20 protein-coding genes are annotated in these 24,145 nt (G+C 71.9%); 2 read left to right on the forward strand and 18 right to left on the reverse strand.

The window, feature by feature from the left end; genetic code table 11:
* Nucleotides 1-9: 9 nt before the first annotated feature.
* The 12 genes from ACMXN5_RS07535 to ACMXN5_RS07590 all read right to left on the reverse strand — a co-directional run bounded on the left by ACMXN5_RS07535 (nucleotide 10) and on the right by ACMXN5_RS07590 (nucleotide 13,995).
* Entirely contained in the window at nucleotides 10-750 is a 741-nt protein-coding gene (locus tag ACMXN5_RS07535; RefSeq protein WP_439674603.1) for an ABC transporter ATP-binding protein, read from the reverse strand.
* Nucleotides 747-1,646, reverse strand: a complete 900-nt coding sequence (locus tag ACMXN5_RS07540; RefSeq protein WP_439674604.1) for a peptidoglycan-binding protein — start codon at nucleotides 1,644-1,646, stop codon at nucleotides 747-749. The genes ACMXN5_RS07535 and ACMXN5_RS07540 overlap by 4 nt, the downstream gene beginning before the upstream one ends.
* A gap of 554 nt (nucleotides 1,647-2,200) precedes the next feature.
* Nucleotides 2,201-2,809: a hypothetical protein gene (locus ACMXN5_RS07545; RefSeq protein ID WP_439674605.1), complete on the reverse strand. Its 609-nt coding sequence runs from the start codon at nucleotides 2,807-2,809 to the stop codon at nucleotides 2,201-2,203.
* A gap of 92 nt (nucleotides 2,810-2,901) precedes the next feature.
* Nucleotides 2,902-4,500: an ATP-binding protein gene (locus ACMXN5_RS07550; protein WP_439674606.1), complete on the reverse strand. Its 1,599-nt coding sequence runs from the start codon at nucleotides 4,498-4,500 to the stop codon at nucleotides 2,902-2,904.
* A complete protein-coding gene (locus ACMXN5_RS07555; protein WP_395785570.1) occupies nucleotides 4,497-5,195 on the reverse strand; it encodes a response regulator transcription factor in 699 nt (232 codons plus the stop codon). The genes ACMXN5_RS07550 and ACMXN5_RS07555 overlap by 4 nt, the downstream gene beginning before the upstream one ends.
* Nucleotides 5,196-5,458: 263 nt before the next feature.
* Nucleotides 5,459-7,072, reverse strand: coding sequence for an FAD-dependent oxidoreductase (locus ACMXN5_RS07560; protein ID WP_439674607.1), 1,614 nt, complete (start codon nucleotides 7,070-7,072; stop codon nucleotides 5,459-5,461).
* Nucleotides 7,073-7,198: 126 nt separating this feature from the next.
* Entirely contained in the window at nucleotides 7,199-8,284 is a 1,086-nt protein-coding gene (locus ACMXN5_RS07565) for a LacI family DNA-binding transcriptional regulator (RefSeq protein ID WP_439674608.1), read from the reverse strand.
* 88 nt (nucleotides 8,285-8,372) lie between these two features.
* Nucleotides 8,373-9,623: an enolase C-terminal domain-like protein gene (locus ACMXN5_RS07570; protein WP_439674609.1), complete on the reverse strand. Its 1,251-nt coding sequence runs from the start codon at nucleotides 9,621-9,623 to the stop codon at nucleotides 8,373-8,375.
* A gap of 68 nt (nucleotides 9,624-9,691) precedes the next feature.
* Nucleotides 9,692-10,603, reverse strand: coding sequence for an NAD-dependent epimerase/dehydratase family protein (locus ACMXN5_RS07575; RefSeq protein WP_439674610.1), 912 nt, complete (start codon nucleotides 10,601-10,603; stop codon nucleotides 9,692-9,694).
* Between the two features lie 29 nt (nucleotides 10,604-10,632).
* Nucleotides 10,633-11,487, reverse strand: coding sequence for a carbohydrate ABC transporter permease (locus ACMXN5_RS07580; protein WP_439674611.1), 855 nt, complete (start codon nucleotides 11,485-11,487; stop codon nucleotides 10,633-10,635).
* Nucleotides 11,488-11,510: 23 nt separating this feature from the next.
* Entirely contained in the window at nucleotides 11,511-12,470 is a 960-nt protein-coding gene (locus ACMXN5_RS07585) for a carbohydrate ABC transporter permease (RefSeq protein ID WP_439674612.1), read from the reverse strand.
* Between the two features lie 106 nt (nucleotides 12,471-12,576).
* Nucleotides 12,577-13,995 carry an ABC transporter substrate-binding protein gene (locus ACMXN5_RS07590; protein ID WP_439674613.1) on the reverse strand — a complete coding sequence of 473 codons (1,419 nt, stop codon included), beginning with the start codon at nucleotides 13,993-13,995 and terminating at the stop codon, nucleotides 12,577-12,579.
* 361 nt (nucleotides 13,996-14,356) lie between these two features.
* Between ACMXN5_RS07590 and ACMXN5_RS07595 the strand changes: the two genes are divergently transcribed.
* Nucleotides 14,357-16,744, forward strand: coding sequence for a hypothetical protein (locus ACMXN5_RS07595; protein ID WP_439674614.1), 2,388 nt, complete (start codon nucleotides 14,357-14,359; stop codon nucleotides 16,742-16,744).
* Between the two features lie 101 nt (nucleotides 16,745-16,845).
* Here the strand turns inward: ACMXN5_RS07595 and ACMXN5_RS07600 are convergent, their stop codons facing one another.
* From ACMXN5_RS07600 to ACMXN5_RS07625, 6 genes are all read right to left on the reverse strand, one after another.
* Nucleotides 16,846-17,346 (reverse strand): hypothetical protein, encoded by a 501-nt coding sequence (locus ACMXN5_RS07600; protein ID WP_395785552.1) that lies wholly within the window; start codon nucleotides 17,344-17,346, stop codon nucleotides 16,846-16,848.
* A 657-nt stretch (nucleotides 17,347-18,003) separates the two neighbouring features.
* Nucleotides 18,004-19,743, reverse strand: coding sequence for a DNA repair protein RecN (gene recN, locus ACMXN5_RS07605; protein ID WP_395787023.1), 1,740 nt, complete (start codon nucleotides 19,741-19,743; stop codon nucleotides 18,004-18,006).
* Nucleotides 19,744-20,501: 758 nt separating this feature from the next.
* A complete protein-coding gene (locus ACMXN5_RS07610; protein ID WP_126643989.1) occupies nucleotides 20,502-21,389 on the reverse strand; it encodes an NAD kinase in 888 nt (295 codons plus the stop codon).
* Nucleotides 21,390-21,603: 214 nt separating this feature from the next.
* Complete coding sequence (locus ACMXN5_RS07615; RefSeq protein WP_439674615.1) at nucleotides 21,604-22,461, reverse strand: TlyA family RNA methyltransferase; 858 nt, start codon at nucleotides 22,459-22,461, stop codon at nucleotides 21,604-21,606.
* A gap of 167 nt (nucleotides 22,462-22,628) precedes the next feature.
* Nucleotides 22,629-22,853 (reverse strand): hypothetical protein, encoded by a 225-nt coding sequence (locus tag ACMXN5_RS07620; RefSeq protein ID WP_439674616.1) that lies wholly within the window; start codon nucleotides 22,851-22,853, stop codon nucleotides 22,629-22,631.
* Nucleotides 22,850-23,485 carry a hypothetical protein gene (locus tag ACMXN5_RS07625; RefSeq protein WP_439674617.1) on the reverse strand — a complete coding sequence of 212 codons (636 nt, stop codon included), beginning with the start codon at nucleotides 23,483-23,485 and terminating at the stop codon, nucleotides 22,850-22,852. Before ACMXN5_RS07625 ends, ACMXN5_RS07620 begins: the two co-directional genes overlap by 4 nt.
* 311 nt (nucleotides 23,486-23,796) lie before the next feature.
* Here ACMXN5_RS07625 and ACMXN5_RS07630 point away from each other — a divergent pair, with 311 nt between their 5' ends.
* Nucleotides 23,797-24,138, forward strand: coding sequence for an alkyl sulfatase C-terminal domain-containing protein (locus ACMXN5_RS07630; RefSeq protein WP_439674618.1), 342 nt, complete (start codon nucleotides 23,797-23,799; stop codon nucleotides 24,136-24,138).
* Nucleotides 24,139-24,145 lie beyond the last annotated feature (7 nt).

The raw sequence follows: 24,145 nt of genomic DNA on the forward strand, positions 1-24,145 counted from the left end.
GTGTTCGGCTCATCGCAGGCTCTCCGCATCCACCGCATCCACCGCATCCACCGCATCCACAATGTCCACCGCATCCGCCACCCCGTCGTGCACGATTCGGCCGTCCCGAAGCGCGATCCGGCGGGGCACGGCGGCGGCGATGTCCTGGTTGTGGGTGATGATCACCACGGTCGTCCCGTCGCGGTGGAGTTCGCGGAGCAGTTCCATGACGACCCGGCCGGAATGGGAGTCCAGGGCGCCGGTCGGTTCGTCCGCGAGCAGCAGGGGAGGATCGCCGAGTACGGCGCGGGCGATGGCCACCCGCTGCTTCTGTCCCCCGGACAGCTGGTGGGTGTGGTGCCCGACCCGGTCGGCCAATCCGACCCGTTTCAGCGCCTTTTCGGCGAGTTCACCGCGGCGTCGGCGAGCCAGGCCCCGATACAGGAGGCCATCGGCGACGGCGTCCAGAACCGGGCCCGGAGGCAGGTGGAATTGCTGGAAGACGAAGCCGATGGTGGTGGCGCGGAGGGCCGACAGTCGGCGGTCGGTGAGGCTGTCCAAGTCGTGTCCGGCGATGCGCACCCGGCCGCGGCTCGGCCGGCTCAGCGTACCCATGATGGTCAGGAGCGTGGACTTGCCGGACCCCGAAGGGCCGACCACCGCCACCAGTTCCCCGGGCACGACGGTGAGGTGCGTGGCGTCCAGGGCGGTGACAGAGCCGTAGTCCTTACGGGCGGCGACGAGTTCGACGAGCGGAACGGGCGCGGTCATCGCGGCACCACCACGGCCAAGCCTTGGGCGATGTCGGGACCGGACACTTCGACGCGACCGTTGACGAACATGCCCAGCGTCACCGGACGATAGTCGCCGGGGCTTCCGGGGGGTCCGGTGCCGACGACCTCGATCGCGTAGCCACCCTCACGCAGGGCCACCAGCGCATTGATGGGAACGGCAAGCACGTTGGACCGGGTTTCGGCAACCAGGGTGACCTCCACCGGCGCGGCCTGGAAACGACCCAGCCTGTCCTGCTCCGGGACGGCGAGGGCAACGGCGAGGGTGGCGTCCTGGGGCCGGGCCGAAGCCCCGTCGGCGGGGCGGCCATTGCCCGCACCGCCGGCTCCGGGCGGGGCCGAGGCCGCGGTACCGATGTCGGTGACCTGGGCCTCCACGGTGGTGCCGTCGGGCAGTTTGACCGTGGCCTTGGTACCGGTTTGCACGAGGTCCTCGTACTGGACGTTCAGGTCCACGGCGACGGTGCGCTCGGTGCCGGTCCAGGTCAACACGGGACCCGTCGCGGCGCGACCGGGAACCGCGGCGACCGTGGCGACGCGACGGGCACCGGGGGCGACGACCGCCCGGCCGGGCCCGAGGACGCCGGTGTCGCGGGTACCGAGATCCCGCTGCCACTTGCGCACGGCGTCGGCCGTCCCGGAGGTGTAGTGGTCGTCGACGGTGAAGCCGGTGTAGCCGAGAGCGGCGAGGTTGTCCTCGACGACTCGAACGTCCTGACCATCCATGCCCGCAGACAAATCCCGATACAACGGCGTCGAGCCGTACAGCATCGGCACGGGCTGTTCGTCGACCGCGTACACGGGCTTGCCGCGCTCCACAACGGCCCCGGGAGCGGGCAACCAGGTCAGCCGTCCACCGCCCGTCTGCCCATCCACGATCTGCCGATCAACCCTCCGCCCGCCACCCGCCTGCCCACCGCCTGCCTCTCCGCCGGCCGTCTGCCCACCACCTGTCGACTCGCCGGCCGTCTGCCCTCCCGTCGCCTGCCCTCCGGCTGTCTGCCCTCCAGTCGTCTGCCCTCCAGTCGTCTGCCCTCCAGTCGTTTGTCCCCCAACCGTCCGGCCGCCAACGGTCTGCCCGCCCCCCGTCTGCCCGCCCGCCGCTTGTTTGCCGCCCGTCTGCCCCCCGACTGTTTGTCCGCCGGCCGTCTGCCCACCGCCCGTCGAGCCACCGCCCGTCTGCCCACCCGCCGACTGCCCGCTCACCGAAGGGTGTTCGACCGGCGTGGCGGCCCCATAGCCCAGCGTGCCCGGCACCGTCTGGGACCGGACCAGGGTCACCCGGTCGACGGTCGCCGTCGCGGGCCGCTCGGCGGCGGAAGGGCGGCGATCCGCCGGCGCCGCGCCGATGACGCCGGTTGCCACCGCACCCGCCGCGCCGACCCCGGCCACGATCGCGGCCGCCACCATGCCTCCCCGGAGGCGGCGGTTCACTTCGCACCGCCGGCAGGTGCGTCGGCCTGGCACTTCTGCATCGCGGCCGCGAACCCGGGCGCACCGGTCGGGAACGAGCTCTTGTCGAACCCGTCCGGCCCCGGGTCGTTGAACGCGATCCCGGCATCACGCATGCACCGGGCCAGTTGCCGCATCGCCTCCAACTGCTTCTCGGTCGGCTTCGAGCCGTTGGTGACGGACTGCGGGGCCCGGTCCCGGCACGCCTGCATGGCCTTGCGCACGGTCGGCGCGTCCGCGCCGCCGCGCAGGGGGCCGAGGTCGAGCTTGCCCGTGTTCGGATCCGGGTCCTGGACCGGGACGCCGTTGTCGCGCATGCACTTGGCGAAGTCCCGGGCGCGGGCCGTGTCGTCCCGCCCGTTCCCGGCCCCGGGCACATCGGCGGAGCGCTTCGTTCCGCCGTCGGCACTGGCGACCTTCCGGCCCTCCGAGCCCCCTCCGCACGCCGCCGTGGCCGGCAGGAGCACCACGACCACCGCAGCCGCCGCGACGGCCCGAAAGCGCCGAGCGCGCGGTGGGCGCCGCCCCGCCGGCGGTGTCGGGTCCGATACCGGATGGGCGGCCGGTGCGGGCGTCAGGGATCGCATCGTCGGTGCTCCTCGTTCGGTGCCGCCGGCGGCTGTCGCCGGGCACGCAGGAGATCCTGGACGTCGCGCCTCGGGAGGACCTCGGCCCCGACTCAAAGCAAGCCGGCAGTCGACGCAGGCTCGGCCGGCCGCTCCGCGAGGGGGAGCAGAAGACGGAACACCGCACCCGCCGCCGGCCCCGGGGCAGCCAGTTCGACCCGCCCACCGTGGGCGGCGGCCACGGCGGCGACGATGGCCAGGCCAAGGCCGGCGCCACTGCCACCACCAGGCCCGGACCGGCCGCGATACAGCCGATCGAAGACGTGGGGGGCGTGCTCGGCCGGAACTCCCGGCCCCGTATCGGCGACTTCGACGACCGCGACGGCCTCGTCCGGGGCGAGTTCGCACCCCGCGCCGGACACCGCCGCCACCTGCGCGGGGGGAGTCGCGACGCCCACCCGGATCCGGATGTGCGTGCCGTCCGGGGTGTGCCGCACCGCGTTGGCCAGCAGGTTTCCGATCGCCCGACGCAGCCGCGACTCGTCGCCGGCGACGACGGCCGGCACCAGGATCCGGCTGTCCTCGTCCAACGCGGCGAGCGTGAGCGGACGGTCGGGAGCGCTCACCCGCACCTCCGGCAACAACTGCGCGGCCAGATCGAGCAGATCGACGGGACCGAGATCCAGCCTCGGGTGTTCGTCGAGCCGGGCGAGGTTCAGCAGATCGTCGACAAACCTCCCCAGGCGGGCCGCCTCCGCCTCGATCCGGGCGAGGCCGTCGCCGGGATGTCCGGTATCCCCTCGCTGCCGCCGTTCCAACTCGGCGAACCCGCGAATGCTGGTCAGCGGAGTCCGCAACTCGTGCGAGACGTCGGAGAGAAATCGGCGCAGGCGCTGTTCGGATTCACGACGGGCGGCGATCTCGCTGTCCACACGATCCAGCATGGTGTTCATGGCCAGCGCGAGCCGCCCCGGCTCGGTACGCGCGTCCGCGTCGGGCACCCGTCGGGCGAAGTCGCCCCCGGCGATCTGCCCGGCGACCACCTCCATCCGGGTCAGCGGGCGTAGCCCGGCGCGTACCGTCGCCCACGCGGCGACGCCGAGCAGCGCAAGGGCTCCGAGCGTGACTACCAGGTCGATCCGCAACATGCGCCGATAAGTCGCCTCGACCGAATCCATCGACGTGGCCGCGACGATGAGCCGGGTACCGTCCCGGTCGGCCCGTACCCGGACACGCCACGAGTCGCCGCCGTCGCGGTCCGGCACGGTGAACGCGCCCTGGCCGGCGCGCCGTTCGAGTTGCGTCCGGCTCGGCAGACGGGGTGCGCCGACCGCCCCGTACGGGAGGTTTTGCCGGGTGTCGTCCGGTCCGATCAGGTAGATCCGCGTCTGGCTGCCGGACCAACCGCCGATGAACCCCTGAAAGCCGTTGTCGGCACGCCCGGCGCTCTCTTTCAACGCCTCGCCCAGGAGTTCGTCCTTGCCGGGCTTGTCGACGAACAACCCGCCGCCCACCGCCGACAACTGCCGGTCCACCCGTTCCACCAGGTATGCCCTGAGCAGCATCAATCCGGCGGTGTTCGCGGCCAGTAGGGCCACCGTGGTCAGCGCGCACGCGATCACCGCAAGGCGCACCCGCAGACTCCACCCGCGTACGGCGGTCGGCCGGGGCACGACGCGGCGGACCGCTTCGCCGCGGCCCGCGCTCGTCATACGTCCTCCGGCGGGAGGCGCAACGAGTAGCCGACCCCGCGCAGCGTATGCAGCAGCGGCGGCCCGTCCCGATCGATCTTCCGGCGCAGGTAGTAGATGTAGCTTTCGACGATCCGCCCGTCACCGCCGAAGTCGTAGCGCCATACCCGGTCGAGGATCTGCGCCTTGGTGAGCACGCGGCCCGCGTTCTCCATGAGGTAGCGCAACAGCCGGAACTCGGTCGGCGACAGGTCGACCACCCGACCGGCGCGCCGCACGATGTGGGTGGCGTCGCTCAGTTCGAGGTCGGCGAAGCGCACCACCTCGTCCGCCGGCGCCTCGGAGCCGGCGCGGGTCCGCCGCAGGATGGCGCGGATCCGCAGCACCACCTCCTCCAGGCTGAAGGGTTTGGTGACATAGTCGTCGCCCCCTGCGGCCAGACCGGCGATCCGGTCCTCGACGGCGTCGCGCGCGGTCAGGAACAGCACCGGGACGTCGTGCCCATCGGCGCGAAGCCGCCGCGCCACCGCCACACCGTCGAGATCACCGAGCGCGATGTCGAGCACCACCAGGTCCGGCGCGGCGGCGGACACGGCGGCCAGCGCCGCCCGCCCGTCACCGGCCACCCGGACGTCGAACCCGATCAGCCGCAGGGTTTGAGCCAGCAGGTCCCGAATATTCGGCTCGTCATCGACAACCAGAACAGACGCAGTCACGGCTCATGTGTAACGCGACAACCTCAAAGAAGCCTCAAAGCCCCCGCTCACTCCACCATCCACCGCGCCATCCCCGCCGACGCGTCGCTCGGGTATCGACCACCGGACCCAACCTCCCCCGCCGGCCCGTGCAATGCTGAACGCTGCCGGCAACTTTCGAGGGAGCCCCGATGATCGACCGACTTCACCGATGGACCTGCTACTGGATCGAACTCCTCCAGCGCCACGACACGACTCCGGAGAACGTCGGATCCTGAAGCGACTCAATACCCCGCCGGCGCCGGCCACCGCCGCTCCACCCCGGCGGCGTCCAGCTCGGCGGCGAACTCGCTGAACAGCGCGGGGTCTTCGCGGACCGCCCGCGGCTCGACGCCCCGCCGCAGGCAGTATGCGGCCAGGTGCCCGGCCACCTCGCCCACGTTCCACTCCACCGGGTGCAGTCGGTAGCACCCGTTCGAGATGTGCGTCGTGCCGATGTTCTTGCCCGCCGGCAGCAGATTCCGCATCCGGATCGGGAGCAGCGCGCCCAAAGGGATCTCGAACGGCACACTGGCCACGTCGATGTAGTTGTCGCCGCCGGTCGACGGATGCAGGTCGATCCGGTACGCGCCCACCCCCACCGAGTCCGGGAAGTGGTGGATGGTGTCCCCGCCCAGGATGTCCCGGGATACGTGATGCTCCGTCACCGTGGTCACGGCGCGGATCCGGCGCGACTCGCGCACGTACGCCGACTTCGCCAACCCGTCGGCGGTGCCCACCACGTCGTGCCGCAGCCGCAGTCCGGGATATCCCCGCCCGCCGTCCGGGCGCGGGGCCTCGGTCTGGAGCCAGTACAGCACCGACAGCGACAACTGCTTCGCCTCGCGGTGCGCGGCGGCGGCCTCGTCGGCGCCGACCTCGATGATCGGCCGCAACCAGTAGTCGTTCAAAGGCCAGTTCACGAGCGTGATGTCCGAGTCGATCGCGCCCGGCTCGAACAGCCCCTTGGCCAGGATGCGTCGGAACAACCACAGGTCGTCGCCGCCCGCGTTGGCACTCTGGTCGGCGGTGATCGCCAGCGGATCGCCGGCCGGGTTCGGCTCGAACGTCCGGGCCTCGGGCTTCAACGTGCGCGGATCCGGCGCGAGGAAGCCCAGCAGCGGCCCCGGCCAGAAGTCCGGCCGGTACGAGCGCCAGAAGTCGTAGTCGGCGGGCCGGTCGATCACGTGGTTCTCGCCCTCGTGGTGCGAGATCGCGAAGCAGTAGGTGATGCTCTGCATGTTCAGCGGCTGGTATTCGGCGGGCGCGCTCGGTTCACCGTATTCCTCCCGGGACTCGGCGCCGGTCACGTACTCCGCCTTCGCCAGCGGCAACAACTCGCCGGTCTCGGTGGCGTCCAGGACGTAGTCCGCCGTGACGGTGTGCGACTCCTCGGTCCGCAGACCCCACAGGGTCACCCCGGACACCCGGTCGCCCTCGGTGAACACCTCGGCGGGTACGTGCTCCAGGAGAACGCGCAACCGCCCGGACGCCAGATGCGGAGCCAACATCGCCTGCAACACGGCCAGTGCGACGCGCGGTTCGTGGCAGAGCTTGCTCACATAGCCGGCCCCCGGATTGAGGTCGCGCCGCCGCGCCGCCGCGCCGGTCAGCGGATACCAGGTCCGGTAGTGGTCGCGGATCGCGGTGCGCAGTTCGCGATACGTCGCGGTGGCGCCGTAGCTCTCGATCCAGGGATGCTCGTCCGGCGGCACGGCCTGCGCGGTGAGTTGGCCGCCGATCCAGTCGGTCTCCTCGGTGAGCACGACCTTGCGGCCCGCACGGCACGCGGCCAACGCGGCGGCGACGCCCCCGAGTCCACCGCCGACGACGAGTATCTCGGTATTGATTTCGGACATGGTGCAGCCCTCCGTGAACGGAATCGAATAAGCACGTGCAACGTCGGACGAACGCCGAGCAAGCGCCGAACAGGGCGCACCGACATGGCCGTTCGGCCGAACGGCCGGCGAAAAGCGGCGACGAACTCAGCGCACCCGGGCGGCCGTTCGCCCGATCTCCAGCGCACAGCTCATCAACTGATGCCTGGGCAGCGCGTCGTTGTCCCCGTCCCCCGCGATCAACCCGGTGAGCAACCGCACCGCCGCCGCGCCCATCTCCCGGCGCGGCACCACGAATCCGGTCAGCGCCGGCGGTCCCTGCTCCGTGTATTCGGGAGCGCCGAGGGTGGCCAGTGACAGGTCGTCGGGGAAGCGATATCCCGCCTCCGAGGCGGCGGCCAGCAGCGCCCGATGCGCCGCGTCGGTGTCGGTGGCCTCGGTGACGATCGCGGTCACGCCCCGCTCGTACCAGCCGCGCAGCCGATCGGTGGTCAGATCGGAGCCGTCCGTACGGACCACGGCACCCTCGTCGAGCGCGAGTCCGCACTCGGCCATCCCTCGCCGAAAGCCCGCCTCGCGGTCCACGGCGCTGATCGCGTCGTCGAGTTCGCGCACGTACAGGATGCCCCGGTGGCCCAGCTCGGCCAGGTGACGGACGACCTCCGCCGTCGCCGTCACGTAGTCCGCGCCGACGTACGGCAGCCGGTCGCCGAAGTCGTCGTGTCGGCCGAGGTAGACCACCGGCAGATCGGTGGCCAGGAGCCGGTCCATCTCCCGGATCGGCAGATGCCGACCCATGAACAGGCAGCCGTCGGCCAGCCGGACCCGGTTCAGCACCTCGGCGTGCGGCCGTTCACCGGTCACGCTGGAGGCGATGAACATCAGCAGGTCGTAGCCCTGGATCGCGGACTCCTGCTCGATGCCGACCAGGAACGGGTGGTAGGCGTGCGACATTTCGGTGGGGAAGGTCGCGGTGAACGTGTACAGCCCGAGCAGGTTGTTCTGCCCGGCCGCCAGTCGCTTCGCTATCGGGTCGGGCACGTAGCCGAGTTGTTCGGCGGCGGCCATCACCTTGCGCCGGGTCTCGTCGGCGATGCCCACCGCCGCCGAGCCGCCGCTGAGGATCAGGGACACCGTCGGCTGCGAGACGCCGGCCAGGCGGGCGATGTCCGCCTGGCGGGGCCGGTTCGTCCGCGAACCGGCCGGCCGCCCGGGCCCGCCGCTCGGCTTCATGTCATCCTCCAAGTGCCCGGCGGCAAAGGCCGCCTAATACGCATCAGATCAAGATGGAAATCGAGTATATCCAGTAACGGTGGGTGATTCACGGAGCTTCCAACCCACCGTCGGGGCGCCGCACGCGGGCCGCCCAACGCTCGTGCAGATGGGTCTGCGGCGGGTACTTCGCCGCCTGGGCCTCGTCCAGATCCACGCCCCAGCCGGGCCGGTCCGAGGGCACGAGATAGCCGTCCACCGTGCGCGGCGTGCCGGGGAAGACCTCGTGCACCCGTTCGGGATAGACGTGTTGCTCCTGGATGCCGAACGCGGGACTGGTCACGTCCAGCGTCAGGTTGACCGCCGCGCCGACGGGCGACACGTCCGGCGGCCCGTGCCAGGCCGTGCGGACCCCGGTCAGCTCGCACAGCGTGGCCAGCTTGCGAGCCGGGGTCAGTCCGCCCACCGCCGAGACGTGCACCCGCAGATAGTCGACGCCGCCGGAGGTGACCAGGCGGGTGGCGTCGGTCATCGAGGTCACCAACTCGCCGGAGGCGATCGGCATCGGCGCCGCGGCGCGCACCTCCGGCAGCCGGTCGAAGTGCTCCGGCGCGAGCGGGTCCTCCAGGAAGAACAGCCGGTAGGGCTCCAGCGAACGGGCCAGTCCCACGGCCTCCTTGGGGGTGAGCCGGTTGTGCGCGTCGTGCAACAAGCCGAGTTCGTCGCCCAATGCCTCCCGGGCGCGCTCGAACAAGCGTGGCGTGGTGCGGAGATAGTGGCCTACGTCCCACCCGTCCGGGTACGGGCTGCCGGGATAGCCGCCCGGCGTGCCCTCCGCGCCGTACGTACCGAGCCCCGGGCCGCCGCACTGCAACCGCACGTGCCGGTAACCCTGTTCGGCCAGTGCCGCGGCCCGCTCGATCGAGTCCTCGACGCTGCCGCCCCGGGCACCGGTGTACACCGCCGCGCCGCCGCGCACCCGACCACCGAGCAGTTCGTACACCGGCACGCCCGACCGTTTGCCGGCGATGTCCCACAACGCCTGGTCGATACCCGACAGCGCGTTGTTGTGGACGGGCCCGCCGCGCCAGTAGGACGAGAAGTGCAGAAGCCGAAAGATGTCCTCGATGTCGGCCGGATGCCGACCGACCACCATCGGCCCGAGGTGTTGCTCGACGGCCGCGGTCACCGCGTGGAAGCGCTGGGTGAAGGTGGCGCAGCCCAGCCCGTACAGCCCGGGTTCGGAGGTATCGACCCGCACCACCACGAGCGGCACGCCACCGGGCGCGGTCACGATGGCCCGCACCGAGGTGATCCGCAGCGCGTCCCGCGCGGGCCACGGGGCCTGGGTCTCCGCCATGGGAGCCATCGGGGTTGGAGCCGGAGTCGGGGTCGGGACCGGTGCCGGGGCCGGCTTGTCCGCGTCGATCATGGGCGTCGCTCCTGTGCAAGGGGGTTCGAACGAGAATCAGCGCTCATTTCTCGCGCCTCACCCCGCCCTTCGACCGGATAGGGATACCGCGCCGTAAAGCCCAACACCGTCCGGGCCGGAGCCAGGTCGATCGGCACCGCATGCCGCGGAAAGTCCGCCCGGCACGGCACATCCGGCAGGTGGGCGGCCAACAACTCCCGCGTCGGCGTGGCCGACAGCGTGTCCGGCGCCGCGACGAACAACACCGGAGCGCCCGCCACTTCCCGCCCCGTCAGCCCCAGAACGCAGGCCCGCGCGGCGTCGCGCAGATCGAGGTAGCTCCACACCTCCGCCGCCCCACTCGCCGGATCCCGCGCCAACCGCGCGGCGTGCGCGGCGAGTCGGTCACGGTCGCCGAGGAACGGAAAGCGCAGCGCCGCCACGACCATCCCGTGCCGCCGATGCATCATCGCGGCGGTGGCCTCGTCGACCTGCTTGGACAGCGCGTACGGGTCCTCGATCCGCGACGGCAACGCCGTATCGAGCGGCAGGTAGGCCGGTTGCGGCCGAGGCGTGGACCGGGCGAACGGCAGTCCGGTGATGGACAGACTGCTCGCCAGCACGACCCGCCCCACCCCCGCGCGCCCGGCCTCGTTCAGGACCACGAACGTGGCCTGCGTATTCGTCCCGAACACCACTTCCGGCGCCGCCACTTCGGGCGAGGCCAGCGCGGCGAGGTGAATCACCGCGTCGACCCCGCCGAGCGCATCGGCCACGGCCCCCGGATCCCGGGCATCACCGACGACGACCCGATCGGCCGCCAACCCCGGTGCCTCCTCGACCACGAGCGCGGTGACCGCCACCCCACGAGCGGCCAACTCGTCGAGCACGGCGCCGCCGAGCCGCCCGGCCGCACCGGTGACCAGCACGCGACGCACCGAATCCCCCGCCGCCGTCCTCACTTCAGCCCCGTGAACGCGATCCCGCGCACGATCTGCCGCTGGAAGACCAGGAACACCACCACCGGCGGGATGATCGCGATCAGCATGCCCGCGATCAGCAGACTCTGGTTCGAGGTGTCGGCCAGCCTCGGCAACGCCACCGCCAGCGGCTGCTTTTCCGTGTCGGTGATGGCGATCATCGGCCACAGGAAGTCCTTCCACGCGTTCATCACCGCGAGCAGCGACACCACGGCCAGGATCGGCCGGGACATCGGCAGCACGATCCGGGTCAGGATCCGCCACGGGCCCGCGCCGTCCAGGCGGGCCGCCTCGAGGAGTTCCTTCGGAATGCCGTCGAAGAACTGCTTCATCAGCAGCACGTTGAACGCGTGTGCTCCTGCGGGTAGCCACACCGCCATCGGCGTGTTGGCAATCGAACCGCCTGTGAGCGGCAGGTCCTGGATGGTCAGGTAGAGCGAGACCATCGACACCGTGCCCGGCAGGAACAGCGTGGCCAGCACCGCCGCGTACACATACTTGCCGTAGAACGGCCGCAGTACGGACAGCGCATAGGCGCCGGTCACCGCCACGAACAGCTGCACGAACCACGAACCGCCCACCAGCACCAGGGTGTTGGTCAGATAGCGGCCCAGATCCAGACTCGTCCACGCGGTCGAGATGTTCGACCAGTGCGCCTCCTCGGGCCACAGCGCCAACGGGTGCCGCAGCGAGTCCTGGGTCGAGGAGATCGAGCCCTTGAACACCCAATAGATCGGACCGGCGCCCTCGATGATCAGGGCCGCGATCAACAACAGTCGGGTGGTCCCGAGCCCGAACCGGGTGATCGGCCGTCGGCGTTCGGTCTCGGACATCACGCCCCTACCGGCACCGGTACTCATTTCGTCCCCCACGCGCGGGTGAGCCGCAGATAGATCGCCGACAGGACCGCGAGCACGGCGGCCAGACTCACGCTCAGCGCCGCCGCCGCGCCGTAGTCGCCGCTGACGAACGCGTAGCGATAGATGAGGAGAAGCACGGTGACCGTGGAGTCCTCGGGCCCGCCGTCCGTCAGCACGAACGGCTCGGTGAACACCTGGAAGGTGTTGATCACCTGGAGCAGCATCATGATCAGCAACACCGGGCGCATGTGCGGCAACGTGACGTGCCACAACCGGCGTCGCACCGAGGCACCGTCGAGTTCGGCGGCCTCGTACAACTCGGTCGGAACACTCGCCAGCGCCGCGAGGTAGATCAACACCGCGCCGCCCGCGCCCGCCCAGGTCGCCTCCACCACCAGGCTCGCCATCGCCGTATCGGCGGATTGCAACCACGGGTACGGGCCAAGGCCGACCTTGCCCAACATCTCGTTGAACAGGCCCGCGTCCGGGTCGTAGAACCACTTCCACATCAGCACCGCCACCACCGGCGGCACCGCCACCGGCAGATACACCAGCACCCGCATCAACCCGGCGCCGCGCCGGAGTTCGGACATCAGCACGGCCAGGAACAGCGGCAGCGGGAAGCCGATCAGCAGCGCCAGGCCGGTGAACACCAGGGTGTTCACGACCGCCTTGCCCAACAGCGGGTCGTCCAGCAGGGTTTGGTAGTTGTCGAACCCGACCCAGGTGGCCGGTTCGACCAGGTTCGTCTGCTGGAAGCTCAGCAGCAGGCTACGGATGATCGGCCACCACGAGAACAGGCCGAACACCAACACCGTCGGCAACAGGAAGAGCACCGGCACCAGATGCCGGGCGCCGCCGCGCCACCGCGCGATCCGGGACCCGGGCCCGCTCGGACGAACCGCCGCCGACGCCACGACCGGGACGCTCTCCCGGGAGATGGTCGGTGTACTCACGACGGCCCCTCGACCCCGCGCGGCACGACGCGCCGCGCGACGCTCCGCACGTCGAGCCGGGCCCCGAACCGCCGGCCGGGCCGCGCCCCGCACCGCCCGCGCCCGCTCACGGTGCCTGCGCCTTCTCGACGACCGGCCCGAGTCGATCCGCCGCCTTGGCCAACTCGGCCCGCGGGTCGGCGTCCTTGCGGGTCAGCACGGCCTGTACCGCCGTATCCAACGCGCCGTACAACTCCTGTGCGGCGACCGGGGGTTCAACCTGATATTCGAGCTTGCCGACGCCGGCGACGTACGGCGCGAAGTTCCCGGTCGGGATGTTCGTGTGCCTGCCGATCGCGACGTTCACCGGATCGGACACCGCCGCCGAGTAGAACGGCAGCGTGGGCAGCCCGACCGCGAGCTTGTCCGCCGCCTGGGCGACCGCCTGTTCCTCGGCCGCGGCCGGGTCGTAGGCGGGCTTGAGGTAGAAGTAGTCGATCCACTTCACCGCCGCGCTCCGCTGCGCCGGAGTGGCCTTGGCGCTGACCACGGCCATCAGGCCGCCGAGCAGCGTGGACCGGCCGCCGTTTTGCTGCGGCAGCGCGGCCATGCCGAAGTCGGCGGGCTTGCCGGAGTATTGGGTGATGTAGCGGTTGTAGCTGTTGACCGTACTGATCATCATGCCGATCTTGCCCGCGGCGAAGTCCCGTTCGGCATCCTGCTGGGTACGCAGGTGGTTGTTGCCCATCGAGTCGTCCTGCCAGCGCATCGCGGCCAGTTGGCCCAACGCCTTCTCCGCCGGGCCGTCGAGCAGGGCCGGCACATACGTGTCGCCGACCTTCTTCTCCATCGAACCGCCGAAGCCGTAGGTCATCGCGGTCAGGATCCAGCCGCCGGTGTTCTTGACGGTCATCTGCGTGTAGCCGGTGGCGCCCGTGTCGGAGATCTTCTTCGCGGCGGTGCGGACCTCGTCCCAGGTGGTCGGCGGCTTGTCCGGATCCAGGCCGGCCTTCGTGAACAGGTCGCGGTTGTACACGAGTCCGAGCGCGTACTCGGTGACCGGCAGCCCGAAGACGCGGCCGTCGGCGGCGGTGGCCGGGGCCAGTGCGCGCGGGTCCAGGTCGCCCGCGTGCGGCAACGCCTTGAGCTCGGCCCCGAGATCGGCGATCTGCTTGCGGGCGATCAGGCCGGGCGGCTCGGTGAGCGGAACGGTCAACACGGTCTCGGCGTTGCCGCCGGCCAACCGGGCGGCGAACGTGCGTGCGTCCCACTGGGTGTCGGTGGGCTTGACCTTGATCTTCGGGTTGGCCTTTTCGAACGCCGCGACGGCGTCCAGGAATTGTTGCCGCGTCTTGGGCGACGTGGTCGCCGGCATGCCCGCGACGGTGATCGTGGTTTTGCCGGAGGAACCGGCGCCGGACGATCCGGACGAGCCGGACGAACAACCGGCGGTGCCGGCGACGAGGGCCAGCGCGAGCGCTCCGCCTCCCGCCACCACCCGCCGACGTCGACGCCGGAGCGTACTGACCGGAACTGACTCGGTCACGGGTACCTCCCTGGGTCCTGACAATGCCCGCTCCGGGAGTGCTCCGGAGCCGATGGGGTCGTATCTAATTCGCATTAGGAGGAGGTGTCAAGGGGGTTGCGAGCAGGTTGCCCGACCCGGCGAATCAGACATACGTCGGTCTTGACGCAGTCGATGGATCGGGGTACACATTCGCTCTAATCCGCATTAGGTCGGGGTCATCGCCCCGACCATCCCTACCAACGCCGCTGCCGTCGCGGCTGCCGCTGCGGCCGCCACCGCCGCCGCCGTCGTCATGCCTCGACCGCGCCCGCCGGGGCCCGCCGCTTCCGCCGCTCCGGGTGCTTCCGCGGCCCGCCCTCGTCGCTCGGGAAAGGGATCCATGTCCGCCGACCACCACAGCCACGAATCACCCGACGCCACACCGGACCACCCCGCCCACACCCCCCGCCCCGGCCTGCACCGACGCGGCTTCCTCACCGGCGCCGTGGCGACCGGCGTGGCGGGCGTGGCCGGAGCAGCCGGAATCGCCGGGGCGGCGACCCCCGCCTCCGCCGGCGCCACGACGACCGCCCCCGTCACCATCTCCGCCCCCGGCATCTCCCTGACCGCCGGCACCGACGGGCAAATCTCGGTCCGCGACGGCGCCGGCACCGAACGCGTCCGGCTGACCAGGTTCATGACCAAGGACACCGTCGCCGGCCTGCAACCCACGACCGGCGGCACCCCGTCCCAGATCACCCTCCCGGACGGCAGAGCGGCGATCCGGGTCGACTACACCCTGGCGCCCGCCGCGAACGGCATCACCGTCCGGGCCGTCCTCGACGTCACCCCGAACCGCGCGCATCTGCGCTGGGAGGTCGGCGGCTCGACCACGCTCGTCCCGGCCGGGTTCATGTTCGGCCGTACGGTGCTCGCCCCCGCCGCGCCGGAGGCCTTCGTCGCGCTCACCGCCTGGAACCGGGACGCGGGCGGCGGCATCCCGTACGAGACCAACACCGGCGTGGTCTACCAGGAGACCTGGGCCGACACCAACGCCTACTTCCGCCTCGCCGGCTCCACCCCGGCGTGGACCAACGCCACCTGGATCCACGCCCCGGGCACCGTCACCGCCACCGGCGCGGTGACCGAGGCCGACCTCGTACTCGGCGCGATGCGCCCGGCGGCGGCCGGCACCACCGGCTCCGGCCGGCCGCTCGGCGTCGAGGTGTGGACCGACCGCCCGTTCTCACTCTGGGACCAGGGCGGCGTACCGATGCCGCTGCACGCGGAGGTGGCCAACGGTGGCACCACCGCCCGACCGGTACAACTCTCCTGGTGGGCAAGGGACTTCGACGGCGCGGTGCTGGGCAGCGGCACCGTCTCGGGCACGGTCGCCGCCGGCGCCACCTGGACCCGGACCTTCACCGTCACCGCACCGGCGCACGGCATCGTGTTCACCGAGGTGAGCGCGACCTCGGGCCCGGACGAGGCGTTCGCCCGCACCAACCTCACGGTGCTGCCGCCGTTCGACTACCAGGCGGGCGCGGACAGCATGTTCGGGATCGCCAACTACCCGTGGCTGCTCCAACCGTCCACGCCGGCCGTCCTGGACCTGATGCACCGCATCGGCATCAAGCGGGTACGCATCTCCTACGACGGCGGCCCCGGCCTGCCACCCGCCACGCTTGACGCGGCCGGCCTGGCCCACAACATCGAACTGGCCGGCATCCCGCTCGGCGGCACCACCGCCCAGATCGCCGCATGGGCGGACACCAACACCGCCAAGGCGATCGGGGCGAACGCCGACTGGTTCGAGGTCGCCAACGAGATCAACAAACCCTGGATGAGCGGCCAGACGGCCGCCGCCTACGTCCGCGACGGACTGCACCCGGTACGCGACCGGCTGACCGCGGCGGGCGCGCCAACCAAGGTGCTCAACGCGGGACTTGCCGGGATGGACTACGTCTGGACGCAGAACTTCCGCAACGCCGGCGGCTGGGACCTGATCGACGGCTTCGCCTTCCACCCGGGCCGGGGCAACTTCACCCCCGACTACGCCCCGGCGCCGGCCGACTGGACGATGGGCGACAACGGCACGTATTGGAACTTCCTCGGCGGACTGCGCAAGGCGCGCGAGGTGATCGCCGCGTACGGCCCGAAGGAGCTGTGGCTGACCGAGGCGTACGCGTGCACCAAGCCGAACAGCTGGTGGCACGACACCTATCGGCACGCCGCCGAGAACGTACTGCTCACTCTCGCGCTGGCCAAGGCCGAGGGCGTGCGGTGCGTGAACTGGTACCAACTGCACGACAGCGTCCTGGGCAAACCGCAGTGGGCCGACCCGGCGAACTCCGAGTACCACTACGGCCTGATGCACCGCGACCTCGGCGCCAAACCGTCCATGCTCGCCTACGCCACCGCCGCCCGCGTGCTGGACCGGGCCACGTTCGTCCGGTGGTTGACCCCGGCCGACCCGGACCTCAAGGGCCTGCTGTTCGACTCTCCCGACGGCCCGATCTCGATCCTGTGGAGCCGCAAGGACGGCTACATCCTCAACGCGGCCCACCCCACCGACTCCGGCTGGTTCGCCGCGCCCGAACCGTGGGTGGACCCGTGGCCGACCAAGACGACCCTGTCGGTACAGGCGGCCGGCACGACGGTCCGCGAGGTGGACTGCATCGGCCGGGAGCGCACCCTGACGGCGACGGGGGGCCGGGTGGCGGTACGCCTGGACGGCGCGCCACGGATCTACCACGGCCTCACGTCAACCCCGGAGGCGACCGCGTAGGGACGGGCGGGCAGGGGCCGGGCGGGTAGGGACGGGTGGGACGACGGCGCGTGGATGTACGCGCCGCCGTCCCGGTCGGCCGCTCGGCTCGGCTGCTTCGTTCAGCTGTACAGCAGCGTCGGGCTCAGCGGTGCGCGTGCGACGCAGTACCAACCGGGCCACCCCGGGAAGAGCACCCGCAGACTCCAGTTGGAGGGCGAGGGCGGCGGACCCGAGATCACGTCCGCCAGCGGTTGGCCGACCCCGATGGTGCCGCTGACCTTGGGAATGGCCCCCAGATTGAACACGGGCGCACCACCCGGATACGGCGGATTGATGGCACCGTCGTAGACAACGCCACCGCTGGGCCCATTGAAGATCGCGGTGGTGTTGATGGAGTTGGCCGGGAACCCGGCCGGAATCGGCGGAGCGGAGATGGTCACCTTCAATTGCCCGCCACCGGTGAAATAGGTCACCTTGGCGGGAAACGCACGACCCCTGGCATCCACACAGTCGTAAGGGGCCGTCGAGGGCCCGCCCGCAGAGGCGGACCCGACGAACGTGGTCACGGCAGCCAGTGCACCGGCACTGGCGAGCGCAGCGATCTTCATGTGCTTTGGCATGGCTGACTCCCGGGGTTTCTGGGCTGGACCCGAACCGTACGAAGGAGCAGAAGCACTGCGAACCAATTCCACACAGGGCGCGAACCAAGTAGAGCAACCCGCACCCGTCCTGACAAGCACCCGAACCCATTGGCGTGATCCGTCAAGTCCCCTCAAAACACAGGCAGTTGCCCCACGGTCCGCCACCAGGCCAACCCGGAGCCCCAAGCCGCCCGAGCGCCGACCCGGGACAACCAAACCAGCCCGAGAGCCGAGTCACCCACCGACCGAGGCAGAACAGCGGCCCAACCGGAACACCCAGCCGAAGGGCACCCCGACATGCAGCAGCGAACCCACCCCAGCCGCGCAGCGGACGGGCGCCACGTGCCGAGCGCCGCCGCCGACCGTGAAGGGGGCGTGCGTCCCGGCAGCGCAGCGGAGCGCCGTACCCGTCCGACCGGGGGCCGGCGTGCAACGCTCCCCTGGGCACCGCCAGGGCCACCGGGCCCAGCACGACCGCACGGCCCACGGCCATGCGGCCACCGCGGCCCGGTCAGGCTCGCCCGGTGCCTCCAACCGCAGGCTTCGAGGTCGGCAGCGCCGGGGGGCCGGGTGGGGGCACACTCGGCGCTCCACCCAACGCTCCCCGCAGCCCGCCGGGCGGGACCCGCTCGCCCATCAGGGCGATGCGGCCTCCCGCTTTGCGCCGGCTGCCGTGGCCAGCAACTCCTCCGCGTGTGCGCGGCCCAGTTCCGAGTCCTCCAGGCCCGCCAGCATGCGGGACAGCTCCCGGACCCTTGCCGCGTCGTCGAGGGTGACCACGCCGGAGCGGGTGACCGTGCCGTCGCTGGACTTCTCGACCACCAAGTGGCGGTCGGCGAAGGCGGCCACCTGGGGCAGGTGCGTCACCACGATCACCTGCGCGACGCGCGCCAGACGGGCCAGCCGGCGGCCCACCTCGACCGCGGCCTTGCCGCCGACGCCCTGGTCGACCTCGTCGAAGACGAACGTCGGCACCGGGTCGGCCCCCGCGAACACCACCTCGACCGCGAGCATCACGCGCGACAGTTCACCGCCGGACGCACCCTTGGCCAACGGCCGCGGCGGCGCGCCCGGGTGCGGGGACAGCTGCAGCTCGACCTCGTCCACGCCCGTCGGCCCATACGCCAGCACCCGATCCCCGACCGCCAGCCCCTCCGCGTCGTCGACCCCGTCGATCGCCACGCCGACGCGCGCGTACGGCATCGCCAGCGCCGTCAGCTCATCGGTCACCGCCGCCGCGAACTTCTCCGCCGCCGCGTGCCGAGCCGCCGAGACCTCGCCCGCGAGCACCGTCAACTCGCCCCGCAGCGCGTCGCGTTGCGCGGTCAGCTCCTCGGTGCGGTCGTCGTCGCCGTCCAACTCGGCCAACCGCGCGGCCGAACGCTCCGCCCAGGCCAGCACCTCGTCGATCGACTCGCCGTATTTGCGGGTCAGCCCCGCCAGCGCCGCCCGCCGCTCCTCCGCCGCCGCCAACCGCACCGGGTCCGCGTCCACCCCGGCCGCATACGACGCCAGCTCCGTGGCCACGTCCGCCACCAGATACCCGACCTCGCCCAGCCGATCGGCGAGCGCCGCCAGCGCCGGATCGTGCGCCCGCACCGCCTCCACCGCCCGATGCGCCGCACCGAGCAGGGTCGAGGCGTCCACCGCGTCCGAACCGGTCTCCGGATCGCCCAGCAACGCCTCGTGCGCCGTGGTCGCGGCCGTACGCAGCGCGTCCGCGTGTCCCAGCCGCAGCGTCTCCGCGGCCAGTTCGGCGTCCTCGCCCGGCTGCGGCACCACCTGTTCGATCTCGGTCAGGCCGAACCGCAGCAGGTCCGCCTCCTGCGCCCGCTCGCGCGCCCGCGTGGTGATCTCGTCGAGCTCCGCGCTCACCTCGCGCAGCCGCCGGTAGACCGCGCCGTACGCCTTGAGCGGCACCGACACCGCCTCCCCGGCGTACCGGTCGAGCGCGGCGCGCTGCCGGGCGGGCCGCAACAGCCGCTGCTGGTCGGTCTGCCCGTGTACCGCGATCAGGTCGTCGGCCAGATCGGTGAGCAACCCGATCGGCGCGGACCGCCCGCCGACGTGTGCGCGTGAGCGCCCCTCGGCCGAGACCGTCCGGGCCAGCAGCAGCTCGCCGTCGTCGACCTCGGCACCCGCCTCGGCCGCCCGCCGCCCGGCCGGCGAATCCGCCGGCACCGCGAGCCGGCCCTCGACCAGAGCCTTCCCCGTCCCGTTGCGCACCAGCCCGGCATCGGCCCGCCCACCGAACAGCAAGCCGAGCCCGGTGACCACCATCGTCTTACCGGCGCCGGTCTCGCCCGTGACCACGGTGAAGCCCGGCGCGAGCTCGACTACGGCGTCTTCGATGACACCCAGACCCTGTATCCGCATCTCTTCGAGCACGGGGACGACACTACGAGGTCGCGGGGACTCCACGCGAAGAAAGCAGTTCAACGGCGTGTGTCAGCCACCCCAACACACCCCCACAGCCGCAGCCGGCCGGCCCGCAAGCCCCACGGCCCGGCGGCGCCACAGTCCCCGCCGGCCGACGCCGCAAGCGCAACCGACAACCTCGCCGACACAGCCCGCCGCCCCCGCGAGCGCGACCATCCGGCCCCCACAAGGGCAACCACCGAGCCCCGCGAGCACAACCGGCCGACGCCGCAAGGACAGTCCCACGTCCCCTCAAGCACCAGCCGTCCCCCCGCAGACGCAACCCGGCCTCGCAAGCACAGCCCGATGGCCCCCAGGTGTGAACAGTCTGCCTGCCTCGCAGGCGCAGCCACCCGCCCCACAAGCGCAGTCCCACAACCTGGCAGGCGCAGCCACCCGCCCCGCGCGAGCACGACCATCAAGCCCCGCCGGCACAACCGGACCGCCCCACAAGCGCAGTCCCACAACCTGGCAGGCGCAACCACCCGCCCCGTGCAAGCACAACCACCAGGCCCCGCAACCACCAACCGGCCGCCCTCGCGCACGCGGTCCCGCGCCCCAGGCCCAACCACCGAGCACCGCGAGCGCGACCACCAAGCCTCGCGAGCCCGGTCACCCACCCGCGGATCAAGCCTCACCCGCCCCGCCCGACCAAGCCGCACCGCCCGACCAAGCCGCACCGCCCCGCGAGCCAAGCCCCCACCCGCCCAAGCACCTCAACGCCGCCCGCGCCACCCCTTCACCGGCAGCGCGAACTTGGCCACCAACCGGTCCGTGAACGGCGCCCGATGCAGCCGTGCCAATCGCACCGGCTGGGTCCCGCGCCGCACCTCCACACGCGCGCCCGCGGGCAGCTGTACCGTCCGCCGCCCGTCGCACCACAGCGCACCGGGCGGAGTCTCCGCCGCCAGCTCCAGCGCCAGCACCGAGTTCGGCGAGACCACCACCGGCCGCGCGAACAGCGCGTGCGCGCTGATCGGCACCATGATCAGCGCCTCCACCTCCGGCCACACGATCGGTCCGCCACCGGAGAACGCGTACGCCGTCGACCCCGTCGGCGTCGCGCACACCACCCCGTCGCAGCCCCAGCGCGACAGCGGCCGGCCGTCCACCTCGGCGACCAGCTCCAGCATGCGCTCGCGGGATGCCTTCTCGATCGCGGCCTCGTTCAACGCCCAGTTCGTATGCACGATCTCGCCGTTGACCCGCACCACCACGTCGAGCGTCATGCGCTCCTCGACGTCGTAGTCCCGCGCCACCACCCGCTCGACCACGTCGTTCAGGTCCTCGCGCTCGGCCTCCGCCAGGAACCCGACCCGGCCCAGGTTGACCCCGAGCATCGGCACCGCCGCCTCGCGCACCAACTCCGCGCCGCGCAGCAGCGTGCCGTCGCCGCCGAGCACGATGGCCAGCTCGCAGCCCTTGGCCGCGTCCGGCTCCACAGACACCACGACCGCGCCCGGCAGGGCCAGATCGTCCGCCTCCGGCTCCAGCACCCGTACACCCAGGCCCGCCGCGATCAGCCGCTCCACCACCAGCCGCGCGCTGCGCAACGCCGCGGGACGGCCGGTGTGCGTGACCACCAGTATCGTGCGATCGCTCATCCCCGTATCCCCTCGTCCGCATCGCGCCGACCGCAGCCATATCCGTACGCCATACCGGCGTCGGCGCAGCCGCATCCGTACGCCATACCACCCTCGGCGCAGCCCCCGGCCGACCCCGACCCGCAGGCCGAGCCCGAGCCATCCGCCGCGCCGCCGTCCACACCACCTCGGGCCGAGCCCGACCCGTACGCCGCGACGCTATCGCGCACGCCCTTCACCGCGGCCCCTCGGCGATCGCCCGATCGACGTCCGCCGGATCCAGCTCGGGTGCGCCGGCCCGCATCCACAGGAAGTACTCGACGTTGCCCGACGGCCCCGGCAGCGGCGACGCCGTCACCCCGAGCACCCCCAGGCCCGACTTCGCGGCCTGCTCCGCGACGATCCGCACCGCCTCGGCCCGCAGCGCCGGATCGCGCACCACACCACCGGCGCCCAACCGCTCACGCCCCACCTCGAACTGCGGCTTGACCATCATCACGAGGTCCGCTTCCGGCGCCGAACAGCGCACCAGCGCCGGCAGCACCAGCCCGAGCGAGATGAACGAAAGGTCGCCCACCACCACCTCGGCCGCCGGCCCCACCTGATCCGGCGTCAACTCCCGCACGTTGGTCCGGTCCCGCACGGTCACCCGGTCGTCGTTGCGCAGCGCCCACGCGAGCTGCCCGTACCCCACGTCCACCGCGACCACGTGCGCCGCCCCCGCGCGCAACAGCACGTCGGTGAAGCCGCCGGTCGAGGCGCCCGCGTCGATACAGCGCCGCCCCTCCACGATCAGCCCCATCGGGGTGAACGCGGCGAGGGCGCCCGCGAGCTTGTGCCCGCCGCGCGATACGTAGTCCGGGTCGCCCGCGTCGGCGGCGACCACCACGGCCGCCCCCGCGTCGACCTGGGTGGCGGCTTTGGTCGCGGCCTGGCCGCCCACCGTCACCCGCCCGGCCGCGATCAGTTCGCTCGCGTGGTCCCGGGAGCGAGCGAGTCCCCTGCGCACCAGCTCGGCGTCGAGCCTGCGTCGTGCCACCGGTCGTGCCTGCCGTTCCTTGGTTGTGCCGAAGTCGTCGACGAGAACCGCCATTCTCGCGCCGGCGCGGGTGGGTCGCCCGCCGGCCGCCGCGAAGCCCGGTGCCACGCCCCGGCGTACCGGCGAAGCACCCGTTCGGTGGTCCCGATCGCATGGTTCGCCGGTACGGCCGGGCACGGTGCCGGACGTCGCGGAGCCCGACGGGAGAACACGGACCCGCCCTAACGATCCAGATCCGCGAGGGTGTCCCGCAATCCCCGGTGTACATCCTCGTACACCGGCCCGTGCGCCTCGGTGGGCAGGTCACCCACACGGCTCAAGGTGGCCAGCACCGCGTCCACGTGCGGGTCGCCCGTGGGGGGCGGCGGTTCGACGACGCCCGACCCGGTCGCGACGTCCTCGGCGACCGCCCGCTCCGCGCCGTCCGCCGCCGAGGTCTCGCTCACGACTGCCCGTCCGCGTCCGCCGCCGGCGCGGTCGGCTTGCGGATCGCCTTCTTGGCCGGCGCCGACTTCTTCGCGGCGGGCGTCCCGTTCGTCTTGCGCGCCGGCTTGCGCGGACCGGCCGGCGCCGCCGAACCACCGTCCACCGCGGGCTTGTCCGCGACGCTCTTCTTCGCCGCCGCCTTCTTCGCGACCGGCTTGCCGGACGGCGGCGTGGCGACCGGCGGCGTGGCAACGGACGGGCCGGCCGCCGGCGGAGTCGCGACCGGCGTCGCGGCCGAACGCCCCGCCCCGCCCGCTCCCGGCGCGCCCGCGGGCCGCGCCGCCCGAGGCGTGGACGCCCGCGCCAAGCGGTGCTCCAGATCCGTCACCCGACTCTTCAACCGGGTGATCTCCTCCTCGGCCTTGGCCAGATCCTTGGTCCACGGCCGCGTACGGGTCAGCGCCTTGTCCACCTCGCCGCGCACGATGCCCACGAGCAGGTCCCGGTTCGCCTTGCCGGTCTCGTACAACTCCTCGGCGACCTGCTGCACGAACTGCGGCAACGCCTGGGCCTGTTCCGGAACCTGCTCCAGGTCGAGGCCGCTGCGCTCGACGAGGACCTTGGCCACCTCGGTGACCCGCTGCCTGGTCATCTCGGTCAAGCCACTGGCAATCTGAAGGTAACTGCGCACGACGTCTCGCATGAACCGGCGCCCGCCTTCCTGCTCCGGCCGCCGTATCGGTGCCTGCGCGGCGATACGAACGGCGATGATCGGTCTGCCCCCGACGCTACCCTCTCGACCGGCGCGCGAACGGAAGCAACGACATGCCGCCGACACGAACGAGGCGAACCCGAACCCGAACCGCCCCGCACCGACGGCCGGCCGATCGACCGCCACGGACATCGCCCGCCCCCGGGTGGGGTACGGTCGCCAACCGGATCCCACGGAAGGAATGTCCCCGCATGGCCACCGTCGAAGAGTGCCGCACGGCCCTCGAGGAACTGTCCGCCAAGATGGGCCGAGCGGAGGGCGACACCCGCAAGGCCACCCAACTCGACCGCAGCCTCAGCTGCCACGTCACCGACCTCGACGTCACCTTCTCCGGACGCCTGCGCGACGGCGCCCTGCACGACATCGACACCGAGCCGCGCACCGAGAAGGCGCAGATCCGACTGGCCATGACCGGCGACGACCTGGTCGCACTGGTGGCCGGCGCCCTCAACTTCGCCTCCGCGTGGGCCAAGGGCCGGGTCAAGCTGGAGGCGTCCTTCAAGGACCTGCTGGTACTCCGCAAGCTGATCTGACCCGGAA

The organism is Embleya australiensis, from assembly GCF_051903075.1.
Taxonomy (GTDB): Bacteria; Actinomycetota; Actinomycetes; order Streptomycetales; family Streptomycetaceae; genus Embleya.

Coding starts and splice junctions, on each gene's coding strand:
- ACMXN5_RS07535 (WP_439674603.1), bottom strand. CDS start 750: ATGACCGCGCCCGTTCCGCTCGTCGAACTCGTCGCCGCCCGTAAGGAC.
- ACMXN5_RS07545 (WP_439674605.1), bottom strand. CDS start 2,809: ATGCGATCCCTGACGCCCGCACCGGCCGCCCATCCGGTATCGGACCCG.
- ACMXN5_RS07550 (WP_439674606.1), bottom strand. CDS start 4,500: ATGACGAGCGCGGGCCGCGGCGAAGCGGTCCGCCGCGTCGTGCCCCGG.
- ACMXN5_RS07560 (WP_439674607.1), bottom strand. CDS start 7,072: ATGTCCGAAATCAATACCGAGATACTCGTCGTCGGCGGTGGACTCGGG.
- ACMXN5_RS07565 (WP_439674608.1), bottom strand. CDS start 8,284: ATGAAGCCGAGCGGCGGGCCCGGGCGGCCGGCCGGTTCGCGGACGAAC.
- ACMXN5_RS07570 (WP_439674609.1), bottom strand. CDS start 9,623: ATGGCGGAGACCCAGGCCCCGTGGCCCGCGCGGGACGCGCTGCGGATC.
- ACMXN5_RS07580 (WP_439674611.1), bottom strand. CDS start 11,487: ATGTCCGAGACCGAACGCCGACGGCCGATCACCCGGTTCGGGCTCGGG.
- ACMXN5_RS07595 (WP_439674614.1), top strand. CDS start 14,357: ATGTCCGCCGACCACCACAGCCACGAATCACCCGACGCCACACCGGAC.
- ACMXN5_RS07600 (WP_395785552.1), bottom strand. CDS start 17,346: ATGCCAAAGCACATGAAGATCGCTGCGCTCGCCAGTGCCGGTGCACTG.
- recN (WP_395787023.1), bottom strand. CDS start 19,743: ATGCGGATACAGGGTCTGGGTGTCATCGAAGACGCCGTAGTCGAGCTC.
- ACMXN5_RS07610 (WP_126643989.1), bottom strand. CDS start 21,389: ATGAGCGATCGCACGATACTGGTGGTCACGCACACCGGCCGTCCCGCG.
- ACMXN5_RS07615 (WP_439674615.1), bottom strand. CDS start 22,461: ATGGCGGTTCTCGTCGACGACTTCGGCACAACCAAGGAACGGCAGGCA.
- ACMXN5_RS07625 (WP_439674617.1), bottom strand. CDS start 23,485: ATGACCAGGCAGCGGGTCACCGAGGTGGCCAAGGTCCTCGTCGAGCGC.
- ACMXN5_RS07630 (WP_439674618.1), top strand. CDS start 23,797: ATGGCCACCGTCGAAGAGTGCCGCACGGCCCTCGAGGAACTGTCCGCC.